Genomic DNA, 16,396 nt, shown 5'->3' with positions numbered 1-16,396 from the left:
TACACAGAAATGATGAAGACATATTAATAAGATAACTTAAAAAAGTAACAAAAAAGCTATCAAGACTTAAACTGCCTCAGTAATCAAAGCTAACAATTTCTTTAGATCAAAATCTTCTTGTTCGATCAACGTTTCAATAGCATTAGCCCGAGTTTTACCAATAATATCATCAGCTAACAGATGATATTTTGCACTAATCTCTTGATCTGACAGTGGATTATCAGGATCACCACGAGGTGTGCGCGCATCTGATTGCAATACTCTGCCATCTTTCAAAAACAACGCAACATCCGCCCACCGTTTATCAATACTGATTTTTGTATAATGTTCATCATCAACAATTTCGGTTGCTAAACTAATTCGTTGCACTTCCCGATCATGTAAAATACTTTCTTTTAACTGCTTAGGGCCTATTTCGCCATGTACCGCCATAATCGCAAACGGGTAAGCAAGCGCATAAGTTAATTCGTCTAAACTTTTCGGTTCGTGACCCGCTAAACGCGTTGCATAGTGGAATGTTTTAATTTGCGCACGTTCAATATCATCACTTGAAATATTGTTATCGCGCATTAAATCTTGTACCGCATCAATAGCAGGATGTGCCCAACGACAAACAGGGTAGGCTTTATAATGGGTATTATTCACTTCCCAGCGTTGTGTTAAATCATGCCAGTAAGGTTGCGCATCTTCACCTTCAGCCGTTATTGCTGGAGCGCCGGTAAACCCTTCTTTTGCCATATAAGCAGCTGACACCCCAGAAGGAGACCCCCAACCTACACCATCACGCAACATAGTTGGATGATCAATACATCGCATCATTTGACTGCGCGGTCCATGATATTCAGCAATACCAATCGCGTGGCTTATTTGTGTTTGATTGAGCTTCAACAAATGCGCCGCTGCTGCTGCTGCACCAACGGCAGTCCATGCCCCCGAAGTATGATAATCTTGCACAGTTGCATGCATACATAATCCCGAGCGATAACCCACTTCATACCCTATAGTAAGTGCTACCAATAAGTCTTTGTCGGTTACGCTTTCCCCTTGGCGCAATAAATCATCTATCACTGCCACTACGGCTGGCAGAATCCCCGATCCCGCATGGCCTTTGACCTTTGAATAACCATCATGCGCATCAATGGAATCTATCGTAAACGCGCCAGCCATTGCTGCACCCATTGGGCTAAGTGATAAGCCAGAAAAGAATAATCGCGATGCAGCACTGTCTACACCTGCTGGCATCTGTAATTTAGCAAATTTTGTTACAATACGTGAAAGGTCGGTTGTACTACCAATTGCTGCAACACCAATGGTATCTAATAAACTACGACGCATAACACGCATGACATCGTTAGGTATGTCTTCATAACGTAAATTTTCAACAAACTCAGAAACCGAAATACTCATGGAAACCCCTAAAATTAGTTTTATCTCGCTATATCAGCAGCCTTCGCGCTGTGTAGCTGGTACGTATAATCGTTATAACTTGATCCATACCGATTTGGTTTGTGTATACGATAATAGGCAGTCCATACCTCGGTCACGTCCATGTCCTGATTGTTTGTAACCACCGAAAGGTTGTGTTGCGTCACCATCGCCATAACAATTCACCCAAACTGTTCCTGCTTCAATTTTTTTGACGGTTTTATGAACTTTACTTAAATTGCTTGACCATACTGACGCGCCTAAACCGTATATGCTGTCATTGGCAATACGAATGGCTTCGTCAACGTCATCAACCGGTATAACTACAGCAACTGGACCAAAAATCTCATCTTTGGCGATCGTCATCTCCGCTGTGACATCATCAAATAGCGTTGGGTTAAGGTAAGCACCATCATCAAAACCAACGGGTTTTTCTCCACCAAATAACAAAGTTGCTCCTTCTTTTATGCCTTTATCTACATAGGCCATAACATTTTTACAGTGACCATGACTCACCAATGGTCCCATTGTTGTTAAGGGATCTAATGGATCGCCAGGAACAAACGCTTGATTAGCTTTTTCGGTAAAACGTTTGATAAATTCTTTATGAATAGAACGTTCCACTAACAGTCGAGAACCAGCACTGCATACTTGCCCTGAGTTTGCGTAAATGCCCGCAATAGCGGCATCTACCGCCACATCTAAATCAGGAACATCGGCCAAAATAATTTGTGGACTTTTACCACCACACTCTAGAGCGACTTTTTTTAGATTAGATTGCCCCGCATAGACCATCATCAAACGACCTACATCGGTAGAACCAGTAAAGCAAATTTTTGACACGTCCATATGGAGCGCTAATGCTTTGCCTGTTATTTCTCCCGGACCATTGATAATATTAAACACCCCCGCCGGCGCGCCGGCCTCGGTAAATAATTCCCCCAAACGCAAACAACTTAAGGGCGACTGTTCAGCAGGTTTTAATACCACTGTATTACCCGCAGCTAAGGCTGGTATGGCTTTCCACATAGCTAACATCATGGGAAAATTCCAAGGTGTTATTGCTCCAACAACGCCTAGTGGCTCTCTTAGAATATAGTGGAATGCCCCTTGTTCGGTATTGGTAACCGCTCCTTCAGTTTTATCAATGCATTCTGCAAAGTAACGAATCGTACTGATCACCTCTGGTAAGTCTGCGGTCAACACACGACTCACCGGTTTCCCCATATCTAAACTTTCGAGCACAGCCAATTGTGCTGCATTCTCTTCAACCAACTCAGCAAACCGAAATAGAACATTCATGCGCTGCCGTGGTGAAATTTCCGACCAAACACCCGAATCAAAAGCTCGCTTTGCAGAGGCTACGGCTTCATCTACGTCAGCTTTAGTGGCAATAGCAAGTTCAGCAATTATTTGCCCATTTACTGGATTTACGGTTTCGAGACTATGGCCATCGACGCCATCGCGATATTCACCATCAATATATAAACCGGTTTCAATACGGATATTTTCAGCTTGTTTTTGCCAAAATTCATGACTTTTTTTTAATAAATTTTTCATTTGTCCTCATTCCTTAATCTAATGCGGCTATGGCAAGTTCAATGCGTTCACAGGCTTTTTCCAGCGCTGAAACCGATGTGGCATAGGACAAGCGAAAGTGTTCATCATATTCAAATGCACTGCCTGGTACTACGGCAACGGATGCTTCTTCTAACAAATAGGAAACAAAATCAACACTGTTTTGAATCACTTTACCTTGAGGAGTAGTTCTTCCGATGAGTTTGCTAAAACAAGGGTATAAATAAAATGCACCTTCAGGAGAGTTGCAATCAATGCCATCGATACCCCCTAAACGCTCTACTAAATAATCTCGCCGTTCTTGGTATAAACGCGCCCAATCTTTTAAGTATTCTTGGGGTCCGTCTAATGCCGCAATAGCTGCCGCTTGACTAACTGAACAGGGACATCCTGCACCTTGAGACAATACTTTTAATAACTGTTTCATAAAATCTGTCGAACCTGCGGCGTATCCGATACGCCAACCCGTCATGCAATAGGCTTTGGAAACCCCATTAAGCACAATAGTTCGGTCAAATAACCCGGGTTCAACTGCCGCCGGATTAGCATTAACAAACCCGTCAAACACAATGTGTTCGTATATGTCATCGGCCAATACCCACACATGTGGGTGTCTGAGCAATACATCTGTTAATGCTTTCATTTCTGTTTGGCTGTATGCTGCACCTGTAGGGTTGCTTGGTGAATTTAACATCACCAAACGTGTATTTTCATTGATAGCAGCTTCAAGGTCTTTAGCCTGTAGCTTAAAACCTTTGTCTTGTGGGCAAGAAACAAACACTGGTTTACCACCAGCAAGCATTACCATGCCAGGATATGACGTCCAACAAGGCGTTGGCACAATAACTTCGCTGCCTTCATCGAGTACAGATTTCATTACATGAAAGAGTAATGGTTTGACGCCGCTGTCTATCGCTATTTGTTCTGGTATATAATCCAAGCCATTTTCACGTTTGAATTTCCGAATAACAGCTTCCTTAAGTGCTTTTGAACCATCCGAAGGCGTATATTTGGTTTGATTACCTTTGATCGCCTCTATCGCCGCAGTATTAATATGATCTGGCGTGTTAAAGTCAGGTTCACCGATACTTAAATCAATGATATCTTTTCCTTCAGCCTTTAACTGACTCGCCAACGAAAACACAGTATTGATAGCAGACGGTTGAAATTGATTAAGTTGCTTATTAAATTGTGGTGTAATCTCTTGTGTCATTTTATCTATCCTAACTATAACAGCGGTAATTCACTAAGCGCAGGCGAATTAAAACAAATAGATTCTGGATCAATTTTTAGTTCTAAAACAGCTACTTTGCCTGATTTTCGTGCGCGCTCAAATGCTGCTGGGAAATCGTCAGTACGAGTCACGGTTTCACCATAACCACCAAAAGCTTGTGCATACACACCAAAATCAGGATTTACTAACTCGGTGCCACTAACACGGCCCGGATGACGACGTTGCTGATGCATACGTATCGTGCCGTACAAACCATTGTTAATGACTAGTATGATTGGTGTACCGCCATATTGCACAGCGGTAGCGATTTCTTGGCCATTCATTAAAAAGTCGCCATCGCCTGAAAAACAAACCACGGTACGATCTTTATAAACAATACTAGCCATTGCCGCCGCAGGAACTCCGTACCCCATAGCACCACTCACCGAAGATAAGTTAGTCCCCTTTCCGCTATACTGATAAATTTTATTTGGCCAATCAGAGCAATTACCCGCCCCCGTTGTTACAATGGTGTCTTTAGGCAGTACTTTTCCAAGGTGCCTCATCACCACTCCCATATCGAGATGGCCCGGTTGTGCTACTGCGGTCAAAGACGCAACATACCCTGAGCGTAATATTTCACGCCACTGGGCAAATTGCGCTTGAGTGTTTAGCTCAAGTTCACTTAAGGCAATCGCCATTTCACTAATACCAGCATTAATCATTAGATCGGCTTTGTAAACTCGACCAAGTTCTTCTGCCTGCGGATAAATATGAATAAACTTTTGTTTTAACACTGGCGGTGTAAATACGGTGTATTTGCAGGTAGTGCCTTCATCAAGACGTGCGCCAAAGGATATCAATAAATCACAGTTTTCAATTCCTTTAGCCAAACTTGGAATATTTCCCCAAGCAACATCACCAACATAACATTCATGATGATTATCAAAGAGGCTTTGACGACGAGATGCCGCAGCAACGGGAATATTATTCCGTGAACAAAAATCTTCAAAAGCCAAACGATGCTCATCTTCCCAACAAATAGCTTCAATAATGACAAGAGGTTTGGTTGCAGCAAGCAACATGGCTTTCATTTGCTGAAGTTCATTTTTACCCGGATGCGTTTTCACTGGCGTAGCAGGCGTAAGATCTTGCACGTCGGTATATTCACGCAACATATCTTCTGGTAGAGCTAAAACGACGGGGCCAGGACGACCAGCATTAGCCACTTGAAATGCGCGATTTATAAATTCAGGAATACGAGCAGGATCATCTATTTGTGCTGTCCACTTCGACATTTGTGCAAACATTCTACGGTAATCAATCTCTTGGAATGCTTCTCGTTCGATATTTTTTCTTGGAACCTGGCCAATTAAAAGGATCATGGGAGCTGAATCTTGAAAAGCCGTATGTACACCTATCGATGCATTTGTTGCTCCTGGACCTCGAGTAACAAAGCATATACCAGTCTTACCGGTAAGACGCGGATAGGATGCAGCCATAAAAGCAGCACCTCCTTCTTGGCGACAGGTAATATATTCCATACCAGTTTTATGCTGATAAAGAGCATTTAATGCGTCCAAATAACTTTCACCCGGAACACCAAATATTTTTTCTACGCCGTTTATTGCCAGTGCCTCAATTAAAACACTCCCGCCAGTACGATTTTTCATATCACGAACACTCATTAAAAAACTTATTCTGTAGTTAACATTCCAGCTTACAGCGAGGTTATGAACGCTTTAGTACCACCGAAACACCCATTTATTAAAGGTCAATGCGTCACAAGCTTGAGAATTATTTGCTCAAACGTTTGCAATGTCATAAACAATTCCTTTTTGTACTTTGCGCACTCGCTCCAGTTTCTGCAAATGAATTAATTTTGCCGATAAGTGAATATTATTCTTTCTTATCAACACCGCTTCGTGTCGGTTGATTTCTTAATACCCATGACTGAAAACTAAATTCAATCTCAGCTGAATTAATTTTGTTTGCTCAAGCAAAATAAATATTTCAAGATGATGATAATAAATTTGAATATATTCAATGCTTGTTTTGCGCTAAGCATTTAATTTTCATCGGAAAAAACCATGTTATATCAACATATCATCTTTGAAATTGACCAGGGTGTAGCAATATTAACTTTTAATCGCCCTGATAAACTGAATAGCTTCAACGCTGCAATGCACAGCGAAGTTCGCGACGCACTTAAACAAGTAAAATTCATTGATGAAATTCGCTGTTTGCTCATCACCGCAAACGGTCGAGGCTTTTGTGCAGGACAAGATTTAAGTGAGCGAAAAACAAACCCAGGATCTGCAGCGCCTAAGCTAGAAGAGTCTATTGAAAAAAACTATAACCCACTTATTCGCACAATAACGTCGTTAAATGTTCCCGTCTTATGTGCCGTTAACGGTGTAGCTGCAGGTGCAGGAGCGAACATTGCGCTTGCCTGCGACATAGTACTTGCGGCAAATAGCGCTAGCTTTATTCAAGCATTTTGCAACATTGGCCTAGTACCTGATTCGGGCGGAACATGGACTCTACCTCGCGCTGTTGGCACACCCCGAGCGATGGCGCTTGCGCTATTAGGGGAGAAAATCACGGCAGTACAAGCCGAGCAATGGGGTATGATATGGAAAACCTACCCGCCTGAAACCTTAGTTGATTCGGCATTAACCATGGCAAAACACTTGGCCACTCAACCCACCACTGGTTTATCGTTAATTAAAAGAGCCTTCAAGGCATCTGCAACCAATACTTTAGAACAACAACTTGACCTTGAACGAGATTTACAGTCAATTGCTGGTCGCACTTACGATTATCATGAAGGTGTTGCCGCATTTATGGAAAAACGCAAACCGTTGTTCTCCGGAAAATAGCAATTTCCTATCAAAAAACGGCAATAAATTAACATCCTAAGGTGATCCATTCATGTTTATATACAGTGAGTTTAAAACCTCTCTTTGCCTTCTAAAATTTCCTTTAAACAAGTTTTCTTTTACTAACATACTGATATTTAGACGCTTAGCTCAATTATTGAGCCCATTTAAAACATGTGGGTTATAGCCATTCAAAAGATATCAATGTATATTTAAAATTTGAGACCAATTTTAATGCGTCGACTACCGCCATTTGCCGCCTTACGTTCTTTTGAAGCAGCGGGTCGCCATAATAATTTCAAATTGGCGGCAAAAGATTTATGCTTGTCCGAATCAGCTGTAAGCCATCAGGTACGTTCTTTAGAAGAATACCTTGGTGTACAACTTTTCCACCGTGAAAAAGGCAGGCCCAAACTAACCATTATTGGTGCGAAGTATCTTGAACAAATCGAAGATGTTTTTGATCGATTAGAGAGTGCTACAAGTGCTGTCACTCAAAGGAATAAGCGCGCTTCATTAACCTTACACCTATTACATTCTCTTGCTTCGTGTTGGTTGTTGGCATTGTTACCCAATTTAAAACTACGTTATCCTGATCTTGATATAAAACTACTTAGTTCCACAGAATCAGTGGAGTTTAGTAGCAATGATATAGACGCCGCAATTCGCTATGGCAATGGCACTTGGCTTGGCTTATGCAGTGATTTTCTTATTGAAGATGAGCTTTTTTTGGTCTGTAGCCCCTGCTTTGCTAAAGACTTACCACCACTGAACGAGCTAGAAAAACTCGCTGAGCAAACGCTAATTTATTGTAGCTTGGCACCAGATGAGTGGAAAGAGTGGCTCAGTGCTGCTGGCAACACCTCATTTTCCAAGAATCATTGGCTGGATTTAGACAGCCGAGGTCTGGTTTTAGAAGCGGCCGCATCGGGGTTGGGAATTGCCATAGGGCGTATGCCATATGTTGCTGATTATTTAGCAAGCGGTCGGCTCATCGAGCCATATTCTATTCGCGTCAAAACTGGGTTTGGATATTATTTGGTTTACCCAGAGCATCATGCTAATTTCAAAAATGTGGTGCGTTTAAGAGAATGGTTATTGGGAGAATGTAAGACTCAATAGCTTCGCACAGGCGGTTTTGTGCTTTTCTTCGCCACTTGCCACTTCATAACTGTGAAAGCGCCAAAGAAAAAACTATTAAGCCTTATATGTTTAAATGTTTAAATGTTTAAATGTTTAAATGTTTAAATGTTTAAATGTTGGGATGTTGGGATGTTTAAATGTTGCGATGTTGGAATTCACACATAAACCATTAACGCGTGTAAGTGAATGTTCGGCTTCAGCAATGATTCTGTCAATCAACTCCTGGCAAGTCGGTACATCTCTAACTAAACCTACCGCTTGACCACACGACCAGATAGCATCATCAAGATTACCCTCAGAATATACTGACGGATTTCTTGTACCAGTGATTAATGGCAGAAGTTCATCAAGTCCTGCACCGCTTTTCTCTAAATCAAGCACTTTCATTGCCATACCATTTTTGGCAACACGTGTTGGCGAGTTTATGGTTTTTTGTACTATGACGGTATCATCTTCTGTGGCACCTTTCATCCAATCCTTCACCGCACTATGCGCAGGGCACTCTTGGGTTGCGACAAAACGAGTTCCCATAATAATACCCTCAGCCCCCATACATAAAGCAGCTGCAAGCCCTGAACCATCGACAATACCACCACCAGCAACAATGGGAATATCCACATTTTCTACCGCGCGACGGATCATAACCATAGTACCAACCTCAGACATGCCTGGGTGACCGCCTGTTTCATAACCAACAACACTGACCGCGTCACAACCAATACGCTGACAGGTGGCTGCATACTGAGCGCCCGGCACTTTATGAATAACCTTCATACCGGCCCCTTTTAGTTGATCCATATACTCTTCAGGGCTGCGGCCAGAAGTTTCTATGACTTTCACTCCTGCCTCAACGCACATAGTAATATAGTCTCTTGCTTGAAACTTTCGTGCTGTGGGAAATAAATTGATATTTACACCAAATGGCTTGTCAGTCAGTTTTTTCAGTAACTCAAGTTCAGCTTGGAAACTTTCTTCGTCGGGAAACGTTGCAGCAGTAATGATGCCTAATCCGCCTGCATTCGAAACTGCTGCAGCTAATTCAGCCCGTCCCAAGCGAAACATACCGCCACAGATGATCGGATGCTCAATATTTAGTAATTCAGTTAAACGTGTTTTAAACATAATAATTTCTCTGTGTAATTTAACGGTAAGTTTTTTTAAAATAACTTACTATTGATAGTCATTCATGGGCTCAATTAGCTATGAGGAACCACGTTGTCCCAAATACGCTCTTTTAGTTCCCAAGTAGTACCAAGCAAAAACTGATATGCTCTTGCTCTGCGGAAGAACAACTGAACATCAACCTCCATGGTATAACCCATTCCCGCCCATATTTGTTGAGCTGTAAACGTGGCCTTTTTACCCGCTTCGCTTGTTTGCAAACACGCAATAGGAATATGATGATAGTCACCCGTAACTGCCGCTTCTTGCACTAATAGGTGGGCTGCAGATATTTCTAGGGCAGATTCAGCCAAACGATGTTGAACTGCCTGAAAAGAACCAATGGGTTTCTCGAAAGCTATACGTTCTTTTGCATATTCCACAGCAATATCAGTGACTTGTGAAGCGAGACCAACAATATACGCAGAGGTTACTAAACGAAATTGATCAAAAGCGTTTGCTAACGCTTGCCAAGGTAGCTCAACCAAAATAGCGTCTGCAAAATTATCATTTGATAGTTTACTATAGGAATTATTGGCTAGATCAGGCATTGTGCTTACTTGCCATCCCATACTAGGACGTGGAATCAATGCTAACGCAGGTTGATGATGGCTAACTGTAGGCACAATCAGTAATTCGGCGCTTTCAAGCTGATTAGCAATCCAGGTTGCACCTGAGTTCAACGCAGCTAATCCTTCAACCTTTGTCGGTAAACCATTTAAAGGTAGTGCAAAAGCAACCCTTTTTTCACCGCTGCTATAAACATCTAAATCGACTTTATCTTCAGCAAAAACGCGTAACAATGGTAAGGCTAATACGGCTGTTTCGGCAAAAGGCATAGGGTAAGCTGCACGGCCTAATTCCTCTGCAATTATACAAGCGGCAATAAAACCTTCTTTTTGTGCTTCTTCATATTGAAGAATTTCTAACCAACCTAATTTGGCAAGCTTTGGCCAACTGTTATTAGCTTCGGTCCAATCCCCGGCTTCAGCGGCGCGCACTACAGTAAGTGGACTTTCTGATACAGTAAAACTCTTCACAGCATCTCGTATCATTTCAGCTTCTAAATTAGTCATTACCACTTCTTCTTCATGACTTTGAGTATTGTTGGCTAAGCTCATAGTTTTCCTCCTGCTAAATTGATCGTTCTAGCGACTTGTGGACTTTTTTTATCAATTTCGGCAGCGAGGCTTACCGCTGAATTAGGTTGTTTAGCAATACTAATCTCTTGCATTATTTCATCAGTATGTTCACCCAGACGTGGCGGAGGCCTTCGTACTTGACCGCCTTCGCCAACACGTACCCCGGTGCCAACACTTTGTACTTTTCCGTATCCAGGATAATCGTATTCATACAAAAAGTTACTGTTAACAACCTGTGGGTCTTGCATGACTTGTTCTAACATTTGTAGTGGAGCATTAGGTATCCCCTGAGCTTCAAATCGCTCAACCCAAGCTTGGGTTGAGCGCTTTGAAAAATGCTTCTCTGCAGTTAATGAAAGATCTCGACGGATTTGGTCTATTTCGTTATTGACAGGAATATCATCTGGATTTGCATGCCAAGGGTCCTCCATATCCAATATATTGAGGAATATTTGGCGCTGTGGCACATTCAAACAGCCTACAGTGATAAAACCATCCGAAGTTTGATAGGTACGGTAATAAAGTTCACGAGCCCCAAATGCATTTGAGCGTTTAGATACAGCCGCCATTTGTTCAATGGTATTACCATCTTTAATAGGTAACTCCACCGCACCTTCAACCGTTAGCATTTTTTGACGTTGCAAACCCAGCGCAGCTTCAAGTAATGATGCTTCCACTTTTTGCCCTTCACCGGTTTTGATACGTTGAAATAGAGCACACATAATGCCAAAAAGCATGTTATGTCCCGCGGTAAAATCTACCAACGCAACACCAGCATAACGCTTAGGAACGCCACCATCAGGTGCTGGATTTGAACTCAACAAGCCACTAAATGCTTGAACTACCAAATCATAACCCGCTTGTAAGCTACGCGAGCCAGTAGGACCATAAGCTGTATTAGTGGTATAAATAAGGCTTGGAAATAGCGCTTTAAGTTTTGGGTGATCCAAGCCATAACGTTCAGCAACGCCCGGTCTAAAGTTAGACACCATAACATCCGCTGTTTCTAATAATTTAATAGCATTTACTCGCCCTTCAGGTGTCTTTAAGTCGATAACCACCGAGCGTTTGTTCCGGTTTAATGCCATAAAGCTCTGACTCACCCCGGGAGCAAAAGGGTCTTGGTATCGCCATTGTTCACCTCTGGGGGATTCAACTTTAATCACGTCTGCGCCCATATCACCTAGTAACATGCAGCAAAAAGGACCCGCGACATAACCTGAAAAATCAACAATACGAATACCACTTAAGGGAAGATCGTTTTTTGGCATACTCATCTTGGTAACTCCAAACCGCGCGTCGCAATAATAGTTTTTTGAATTTCACTACTACCACCAGCTAGTGTAAGTGCAGGACTTGCGCGATATAATGCGGTCAATAAACCGTCATTCACTGCTAACTCGGAACCGTATTCAAACAAGGCTTTAGTGCCAATAATATCAACCGCAGCACACGCTATCGCTTGAGAAAGCAAACCTATATACAATTTACCGTAAGAAAACTCATTACTTGCTCCTGTACCTGCGTCTAGATGGCGCGCAATAAGGTACCCGAAGGTCCGAGAAACTTGAGCTCGAGCGTATAATTCAGCAATTTGTTCTTTTACTGCGGGAATATCGGCTAAGCGACCACCGTCTGCTGCACTTCCCTCTTGATGAACATACTCGGTTAAATCGTCTAGCGCTCTTTTAGCCGCTCCAATACGATCCATTGCCGAACGTTCTAAATCTAAACTTTTCATCGATTGGTGGAAGCCACGGTTAAGTTCGCCAATGAGGTTATCTGCTGGAATACGCGCATTATCAAAGAAAACCTCATTTATCACCCCGCCACCTAGAGTTTCTAAAGTATTGACCGTGACACCATCTGTTTTCATATCAAGCACAAATGTACTGATACCTCGGTGTTTCAATGCGGTAGGATCTGTTCTCGCTGCAAGATACATATGCGTAGCAACTTCGGCACTAGAAGTCCAAATTTTGTGACCATTAATGACATATTCATCTCCATCAAGACGAGCACTGGTTCGTAACGAACCAAAATCAGATCCTGCACTCGGCTCAGAAAAACCTTGGCAAAGAATCGCATCTCCACTAGTGATCATAGGCAGGTATTTAGCCTTCTGTTTGTCAGTACCAAATAACATCAAACTGTTACCAAACACTTTAACGGACAAAAGGTAACCACTTAAAGGAGCCCGTGCATATCCGAGTGCTTCGTCAATAATAAATGTTTCGAGATGGCTACAACCTTTACCGCCGTATTGTTCTGGCCAGTGCCGCCCAATCCACCCTGCCTGACCAAGTCGTTTAAAAAATTCTATTGAATCACCATCACTCATGGTCCCTTGACGCTCTAAGCCAACAGTAGTTTCTGGTAGGTTTTTTTCGCAAAAATCTAAGACTTGTTGTCTAAGTTCACTTGATTCTTCATCAGTTGGTATAAGCCGCATATCTATCTCCGAGGCGGTACAAAATTCAGCAGTTATTTAATTTCGAGTATTAACTTTCGAAACTTGCAACTATGTTGAATCGCTTTAACTTATGGCACAAGAGAATTGGATTCAGCCTAGTATGAATTCATTTTGATTTGAATTTTTTGTAAGTGGATAATGTAAACTAAGATATTTTCAAAAAAGGATAAAAACTCACCGTCCAAAGTAACGAGTGTGCTTTGCGAGGATGTCAGCTTATGGCCGAATGAATAAACACTAATTTACTGTCACCAGTGATCTTTGACGTGGCTTGTTAGATTCAAATAGTAAGTGCGTTATTAAAATAAACCCTTCATATCGGGTAGCTGTGCAATTTCTTCTGAAAAAGAGGTCGAAGTGAATAGAAATGAAATTCACTCCGCCCCCTTAATCTTTTAACTCTGCCATCTACCAGTCCTCTGTTGCCTTTTTATCTGCGGAATTGGATAAATTGGACAGAGATTCATTGTCTTGTGACTGAATTAACATACTGACATGCAGCGCTTGCATTATCTTGAACACGGTTTGAAGTTGGCAACGCTCAGGCTCGTTTTTAAAATTTGAGATGGTAGCCTGTTTAACACCAACGCGTTTCGCAGTTTCTGCATACGTCCGATTGTTATTGGTTCGAATCAATCTGAGATGATTTGCTAATTGTTGAGGACCGTAAATCATGAGAGCGTTTCCCCTTAATTATCCTCTTGAGAGGATATTAGAACAATTAAGCCTTACAGAGGATAACGAAATACTTACCCCTTGCAGGGGATAAATATGTCAGGGCAATTAGACAGAAAAACACCCATTGAATCGTTGCGGCAACCGTGTTGCGGCAACCGTGTTGCGACAACCGCGTTGCGCCAACCGCGTTGTGGCCAGTTCGTTGGGGGGAGCATCATTATTGTGCTATCGCATTGAAGCGCAATGCCGAACACAGTCAGTGGTGATGGATAAAAAACCTTGCAGGCACCCTGCCCGAGTTAAACGCGTTCGCTCGACAAAATATAGCAACAAAGTCGTAGCAGTCAGTGCCCGTTGAGTGCACCGCTCAACCTAGATGAAATATAGAAGTTCATTAATAAGCAACGCTAATGCGTTACTTGGCATGTTTAGAATTAGCATGGCTGTCTGCATAACCGGTCTGTCATAGCAGGCACAAAGCTGCGCTGATGACATGTGTTATACATCCACATCTATGGGGGGGTAACGGGAGTTAATATGGTGACTAGGTAGCTTGGGGGGCTAACGCGTTGTGATTGTATTAATGTCGAAATTTACGGTATAAATTGTGACGCAGTAGGAAAGATAATGCTAAGAGGCCGTTATTAATATACTAAAACGCATGATGCAATGGGCTGATGGTGGGGAAAAAACTGAGCAGATCATCTTTGCTCAGTTTAATGAACTACTGACCAAAGTACCGTTGCTGTATTTTATTTTATGTGCCAACTCAGTGACGTTAGCCTATACCCATTACGGCACAGCGCCCGATTATCTGACGGTATACGTCGCGATTTTTTTGACCGCAGCGTGTTTGTTTCGTGCAATTAAGTGGCGCGGTTATAAACATAAAACCTTTACCCTGGTACAAGCTGAGCATCAAATAAAGATGACGGTGTTGTTTTCCGTTTTAATGGGGATTGGGTTTTCTCTGTGGGGTTTTGCCCTTTATGGTTATGGGGATATCGGCTTAAGAGCCCACATTGCGTATTATATGTCGATCACCGTGATTGGCGTCATTGTATGTTTAATTCATCTGCCAGCGGCGGTGTGGTCTACCGCCATCACCGTGGGTTTGCCCTTTGTGCTATTTTTTAGCACCAGTGGACAGCCCGTTTTTGTGGCTATAGCGATTAATTTTTCCATGGTGACAGGCGTCTTGGTATTGATTGCCTTGAGTTATTATCGGGCCTTCTCCAATGTCATCGATGCTAAACAGGATTTGCAAATACAGCATGAACGAACGCAACAACTCAACATTCAAAATGAATTGTTAGCCAATCAGGATGGCCTGACGAAATTAGCCAACCGACGTAGCTTCACCCAATACCTGAATCAAAAACTCAATGATCACAGCCATGACCATAGTTTTATTGTCGGATTAATTGATTTAGATGGTTTCAAGCCGGTCAATGATATACATGGCCATGCGGCAGGTGATCGAGTGCTAAAGGAGGTTAGCCAACGCTTAAGCAGAGTATTGAATGGCGACGGCATGTTAGCTCGCATTGGCGGCGATGAGTTTGCGTTAGTGATCGATCATAGCGCCAGCCATAGTGAAATAAAGTCTTTAGGTAAAAAAATAACCGAGGTTATGCATATCCCTTTCACCATGCGCACGGGTTTGGTGCAAATATCAGGCTCTTGCGGTTTTGCTATTTATCCAGAAGCCGGTGACACAGTAGATAAGTTAATGGACAGCGCAGACTTTGCGCTGTATCAAGCTAAAACCGAAGCTCGGGGCAGTTCCATTATTTTTTCCAATAAACACCAACGTCTTATTAAGCAAAAATCACAAATCGAACTGGCGCTTAACCAAAGCGTTAAAAATAATGAATTAAGTCTACATTATCAGCCGATAGTTGATGGGGAAACGGGTGAAATAAAAGGATTGGAAGCTCTCGCCAGATGGTACAACCCAGATTTGGGGCATGTCTCGCCGAGTAAATTTATTGCCATCGCCGAAAAGACCGGTGTAGTCACTGATATCACGTTACATTTATTTGATAAAGCCGTCTGTGATTTAAAATGTTGGCCTGCTTATCTATATTTATCATTCAATCTGTCAGTACATGATGTGGTGAACAGTAAAACCCTGCAAGAATTAAAACGCATTATTGATAGTCATGGCGTAGCTAGCAGTCGCGTTCAATTCGAAATTACTGAAACGACTATGATGAGCGATTTGGAACATTGCTCCGAAACCATTAAAAATCTACAAGCTCAAGGATTTATGATCGCTTTGGATGACTTTGGCTCTGGCTATTCTAGCTTAAGTTATATTCATAAATTGGCGTTTAACAACTTAAAAATTGACCGCAGTTTCGTGGAAAACTTACTGCAGGATCAACGCAGCCAAGGGGTCGTAAAAACCATTCTGGAATTATGTTCCAGTTTCAAGGTAAGTTGCACCGTCGAAGGAGTTGAAACAGCTGAACAAAAAGACTTATTGCTGGCCCTTGGCTGCGCCCAAATGCAAGGCTATTATTTTCACCATCCAGCCCCGATTGAGCAATTTAATCTGGCCGAAAAACAAATTGTAAAGCACCGGTGATAAATATTGGCAAGAAATAACGACGTTTTTTGCACGGGTGAATGATGTTCCCCTGAACTTACCGTGGCTGAAAGCTAACAGGGCTGCCACCATAATTATGCGGTGAAA

General features: G+C 42.3%; 12 protein-coding genes. 3 read left to right on the top strand and 9 right to left on the bottom strand.

Annotated elements, in window-relative coordinates; all coding sequences use genetic code 11:
• Positions 1-66: 66 nt before the first annotated feature.
• From AC3RV5_RS01605 to AC3RV5_RS01590, 4 genes are all read right to left on the bottom strand, one after another.
• Positions 67-1,407 carry an MmgE/PrpD family protein gene (locus AC3RV5_RS01605; protein ID WP_489730259.1) on the bottom strand — a complete coding sequence of 447 codons (1,341 nt, stop codon included), beginning with the start codon at positions 1,405-1,407 and terminating at the stop codon, positions 67-69.
• 72 nt (positions 1,408-1,479) lie between these two features.
• A complete protein-coding gene (locus AC3RV5_RS01600) occupies positions 1,480-2,985 on the bottom strand; it encodes an aldehyde dehydrogenase (protein ID WP_489730258.1) in 1,506 nt (501 codons plus the stop codon).
• A 13-nt stretch (positions 2,986-2,998) separates the two neighbouring features.
• Positions 2,999-4,216 (bottom strand): pyridoxal phosphate-dependent aminotransferase, encoded by a 1,218-nt coding sequence (locus AC3RV5_RS01595; RefSeq protein ID WP_489730257.1) that lies wholly within the window; start codon positions 4,214-4,216, stop codon positions 2,999-3,001.
• Positions 4,217-4,230: 14 nt separating this feature from the next.
• Positions 4,231-5,889 (bottom strand): thiamine pyrophosphate-binding protein, encoded by a 1,659-nt coding sequence (locus AC3RV5_RS01590; protein WP_489730256.1) that lies wholly within the window; start codon positions 5,887-5,889, stop codon positions 4,231-4,233.
• Between the two features lie 417 nt (positions 5,890-6,306).
• Between AC3RV5_RS01590 and paaG the strand changes: the two genes are divergently transcribed.
• Both paaG and AC3RV5_RS01580 read left to right on the top strand, forming a co-directional pair.
• On the top strand, positions 6,307-7,098 hold the full coding sequence (gene paaG / locus AC3RV5_RS01585; RefSeq protein WP_489730255.1) for a 2-(1,2-epoxy-1,2-dihydrophenyl)acetyl-CoA isomerase PaaG: 792 nt from the start codon (positions 6,307-6,309) through the stop codon (positions 7,096-7,098).
• A gap of 234 nt (positions 7,099-7,332) precedes the next feature.
• Complete coding sequence (locus tag AC3RV5_RS01580) at positions 7,333-8,220, top strand: LysR substrate-binding domain-containing protein (RefSeq protein WP_489730254.1); 888 nt, start codon at positions 7,333-7,335, stop codon at positions 8,218-8,220.
• Positions 8,221-8,334: 114 nt separating this feature from the next.
• Here the strand turns inward: AC3RV5_RS01580 and AC3RV5_RS01575 are convergent, their stop codons facing one another.
• The 5 genes from AC3RV5_RS01575 to hipB all read right to left on the bottom strand — a co-directional run bounded on the left by AC3RV5_RS01575 (position 8,335) and on the right by hipB (position 13,692).
• The gene (locus tag AC3RV5_RS01575; RefSeq protein WP_489730253.1) at positions 8,335-9,363 is read right to left on the bottom strand and encodes an NAD(P)H-dependent flavin oxidoreductase; all 1,029 of its coding nucleotides are present in this window, start codon (positions 9,361-9,363) and stop codon (positions 8,335-8,337) included.
• Between the two features lie 74 nt (positions 9,364-9,437).
• The gene (locus tag AC3RV5_RS01570) at positions 9,438-10,523 is read right to left on the bottom strand and encodes an acyl-CoA dehydrogenase family protein (RefSeq protein ID WP_489730252.1); all 1,086 of its coding nucleotides are present in this window, start codon (positions 10,521-10,523) and stop codon (positions 9,438-9,440) included.
• Entirely contained in the window at positions 10,520-11,821 is a 1,302-nt protein-coding gene (locus tag AC3RV5_RS01565) for a CaiB/BaiF CoA transferase family protein (protein WP_489730251.1), read from the bottom strand. The genes AC3RV5_RS01570 and AC3RV5_RS01565 overlap by 4 nt, the downstream gene beginning before the upstream one ends.
• Positions 11,818-12,996, bottom strand: a complete 1,179-nt coding sequence (locus AC3RV5_RS01560; protein WP_489730250.1) for an acyl-CoA dehydrogenase family protein — start codon at positions 12,994-12,996, stop codon at positions 11,818-11,820. Before AC3RV5_RS01560 ends, AC3RV5_RS01565 begins: the two co-directional genes overlap by 4 nt.
• 429 nt (positions 12,997-13,425) lie before the next feature.
• On the bottom strand, positions 13,426-13,692 hold the full coding sequence (gene hipB / locus AC3RV5_RS01555) for a type II toxin-antitoxin system antitoxin HipB (protein WP_489730249.1): 267 nt from the start codon (positions 13,690-13,692) through the stop codon (positions 13,426-13,428).
• Positions 13,693-14,356: 664 nt separating this feature from the next.
• On the opposite strand from hipB, the gene AC3RV5_RS01550 reads away from it, so the two are divergent.
• A complete protein-coding gene (locus tag AC3RV5_RS01550) occupies positions 14,357-16,288 on the top strand; it encodes a putative bifunctional diguanylate cyclase/phosphodiesterase (protein ID WP_489730248.1) in 1,932 nt (643 codons plus the stop codon).
• Positions 16,289-16,396: the final 108 nt, after the last annotated feature.

It is taken from the genome of Paraglaciecola sp. IT1134 (assembly GCF_058068185.1).
This window is presented reverse-complemented; position numbering and strand designations above follow the sequence as displayed.

Coding starts and splice junctions, on each gene's coding strand:
- AC3RV5_RS01605 (WP_489730259.1), bottom strand. CDS start 1,407: ATGAGTATTTCGGTTTCTGAGTTTGTTGAAAATTTACGTTATGAAGAC.
- AC3RV5_RS01600 (WP_489730258.1), bottom strand. CDS start 2,985: ATGAAAAATTTATTAAAAAAAAGTCATGAATTTTGGCAAAAACAAGCT.
- AC3RV5_RS01595 (WP_489730257.1), bottom strand. CDS start 4,216: ATGACACAAGAGATTACACCACAATTTAATAAGCAACTTAATCAATTT.
- AC3RV5_RS01590 (WP_489730256.1), bottom strand. CDS start 5,889: ATGAAAAATCGTACTGGCGGGAGTGTTTTAATTGAGGCACTGGCAATA.
- paaG (WP_489730255.1), top strand. CDS start 6,307: ATGTTATATCAACATATCATCTTTGAAATTGACCAGGGTGTAGCAATA.
- AC3RV5_RS01580 (WP_489730254.1), top strand. CDS start 7,333: ATGCGTCGACTACCGCCATTTGCCGCCTTACGTTCTTTTGAAGCAGCG.
- AC3RV5_RS01575 (WP_489730253.1), bottom strand. CDS start 9,363: ATGTTTAAAACACGTTTAACTGAATTACTAAATATTGAGCATCCGATC.
- AC3RV5_RS01570 (WP_489730252.1), bottom strand. CDS start 10,523: ATGAGCTTAGCCAACAATACTCAAAGTCATGAAGAAGAAGTGGTAATG.
- AC3RV5_RS01565 (WP_489730251.1), bottom strand. CDS start 11,821: ATGAGTATGCCAAAAAACGATCTTCCCTTAAGTGGTATTCGTATTGTT.
- AC3RV5_RS01560 (WP_489730250.1), bottom strand. CDS start 12,996: ATGCGGCTTATACCAACTGATGAAGAATCAAGTGAACTTAGACAACAA.
- hipB (WP_489730249.1), bottom strand. CDS start 13,692: ATGATTTACGGTCCTCAACAATTAGCAAATCATCTCAGATTGATTCGA.
- AC3RV5_RS01550 (WP_489730248.1), top strand. CDS start 14,357: ATGATGCAATGGGCTGATGGTGGGGAAAAAACTGAGCAGATCATCTTT.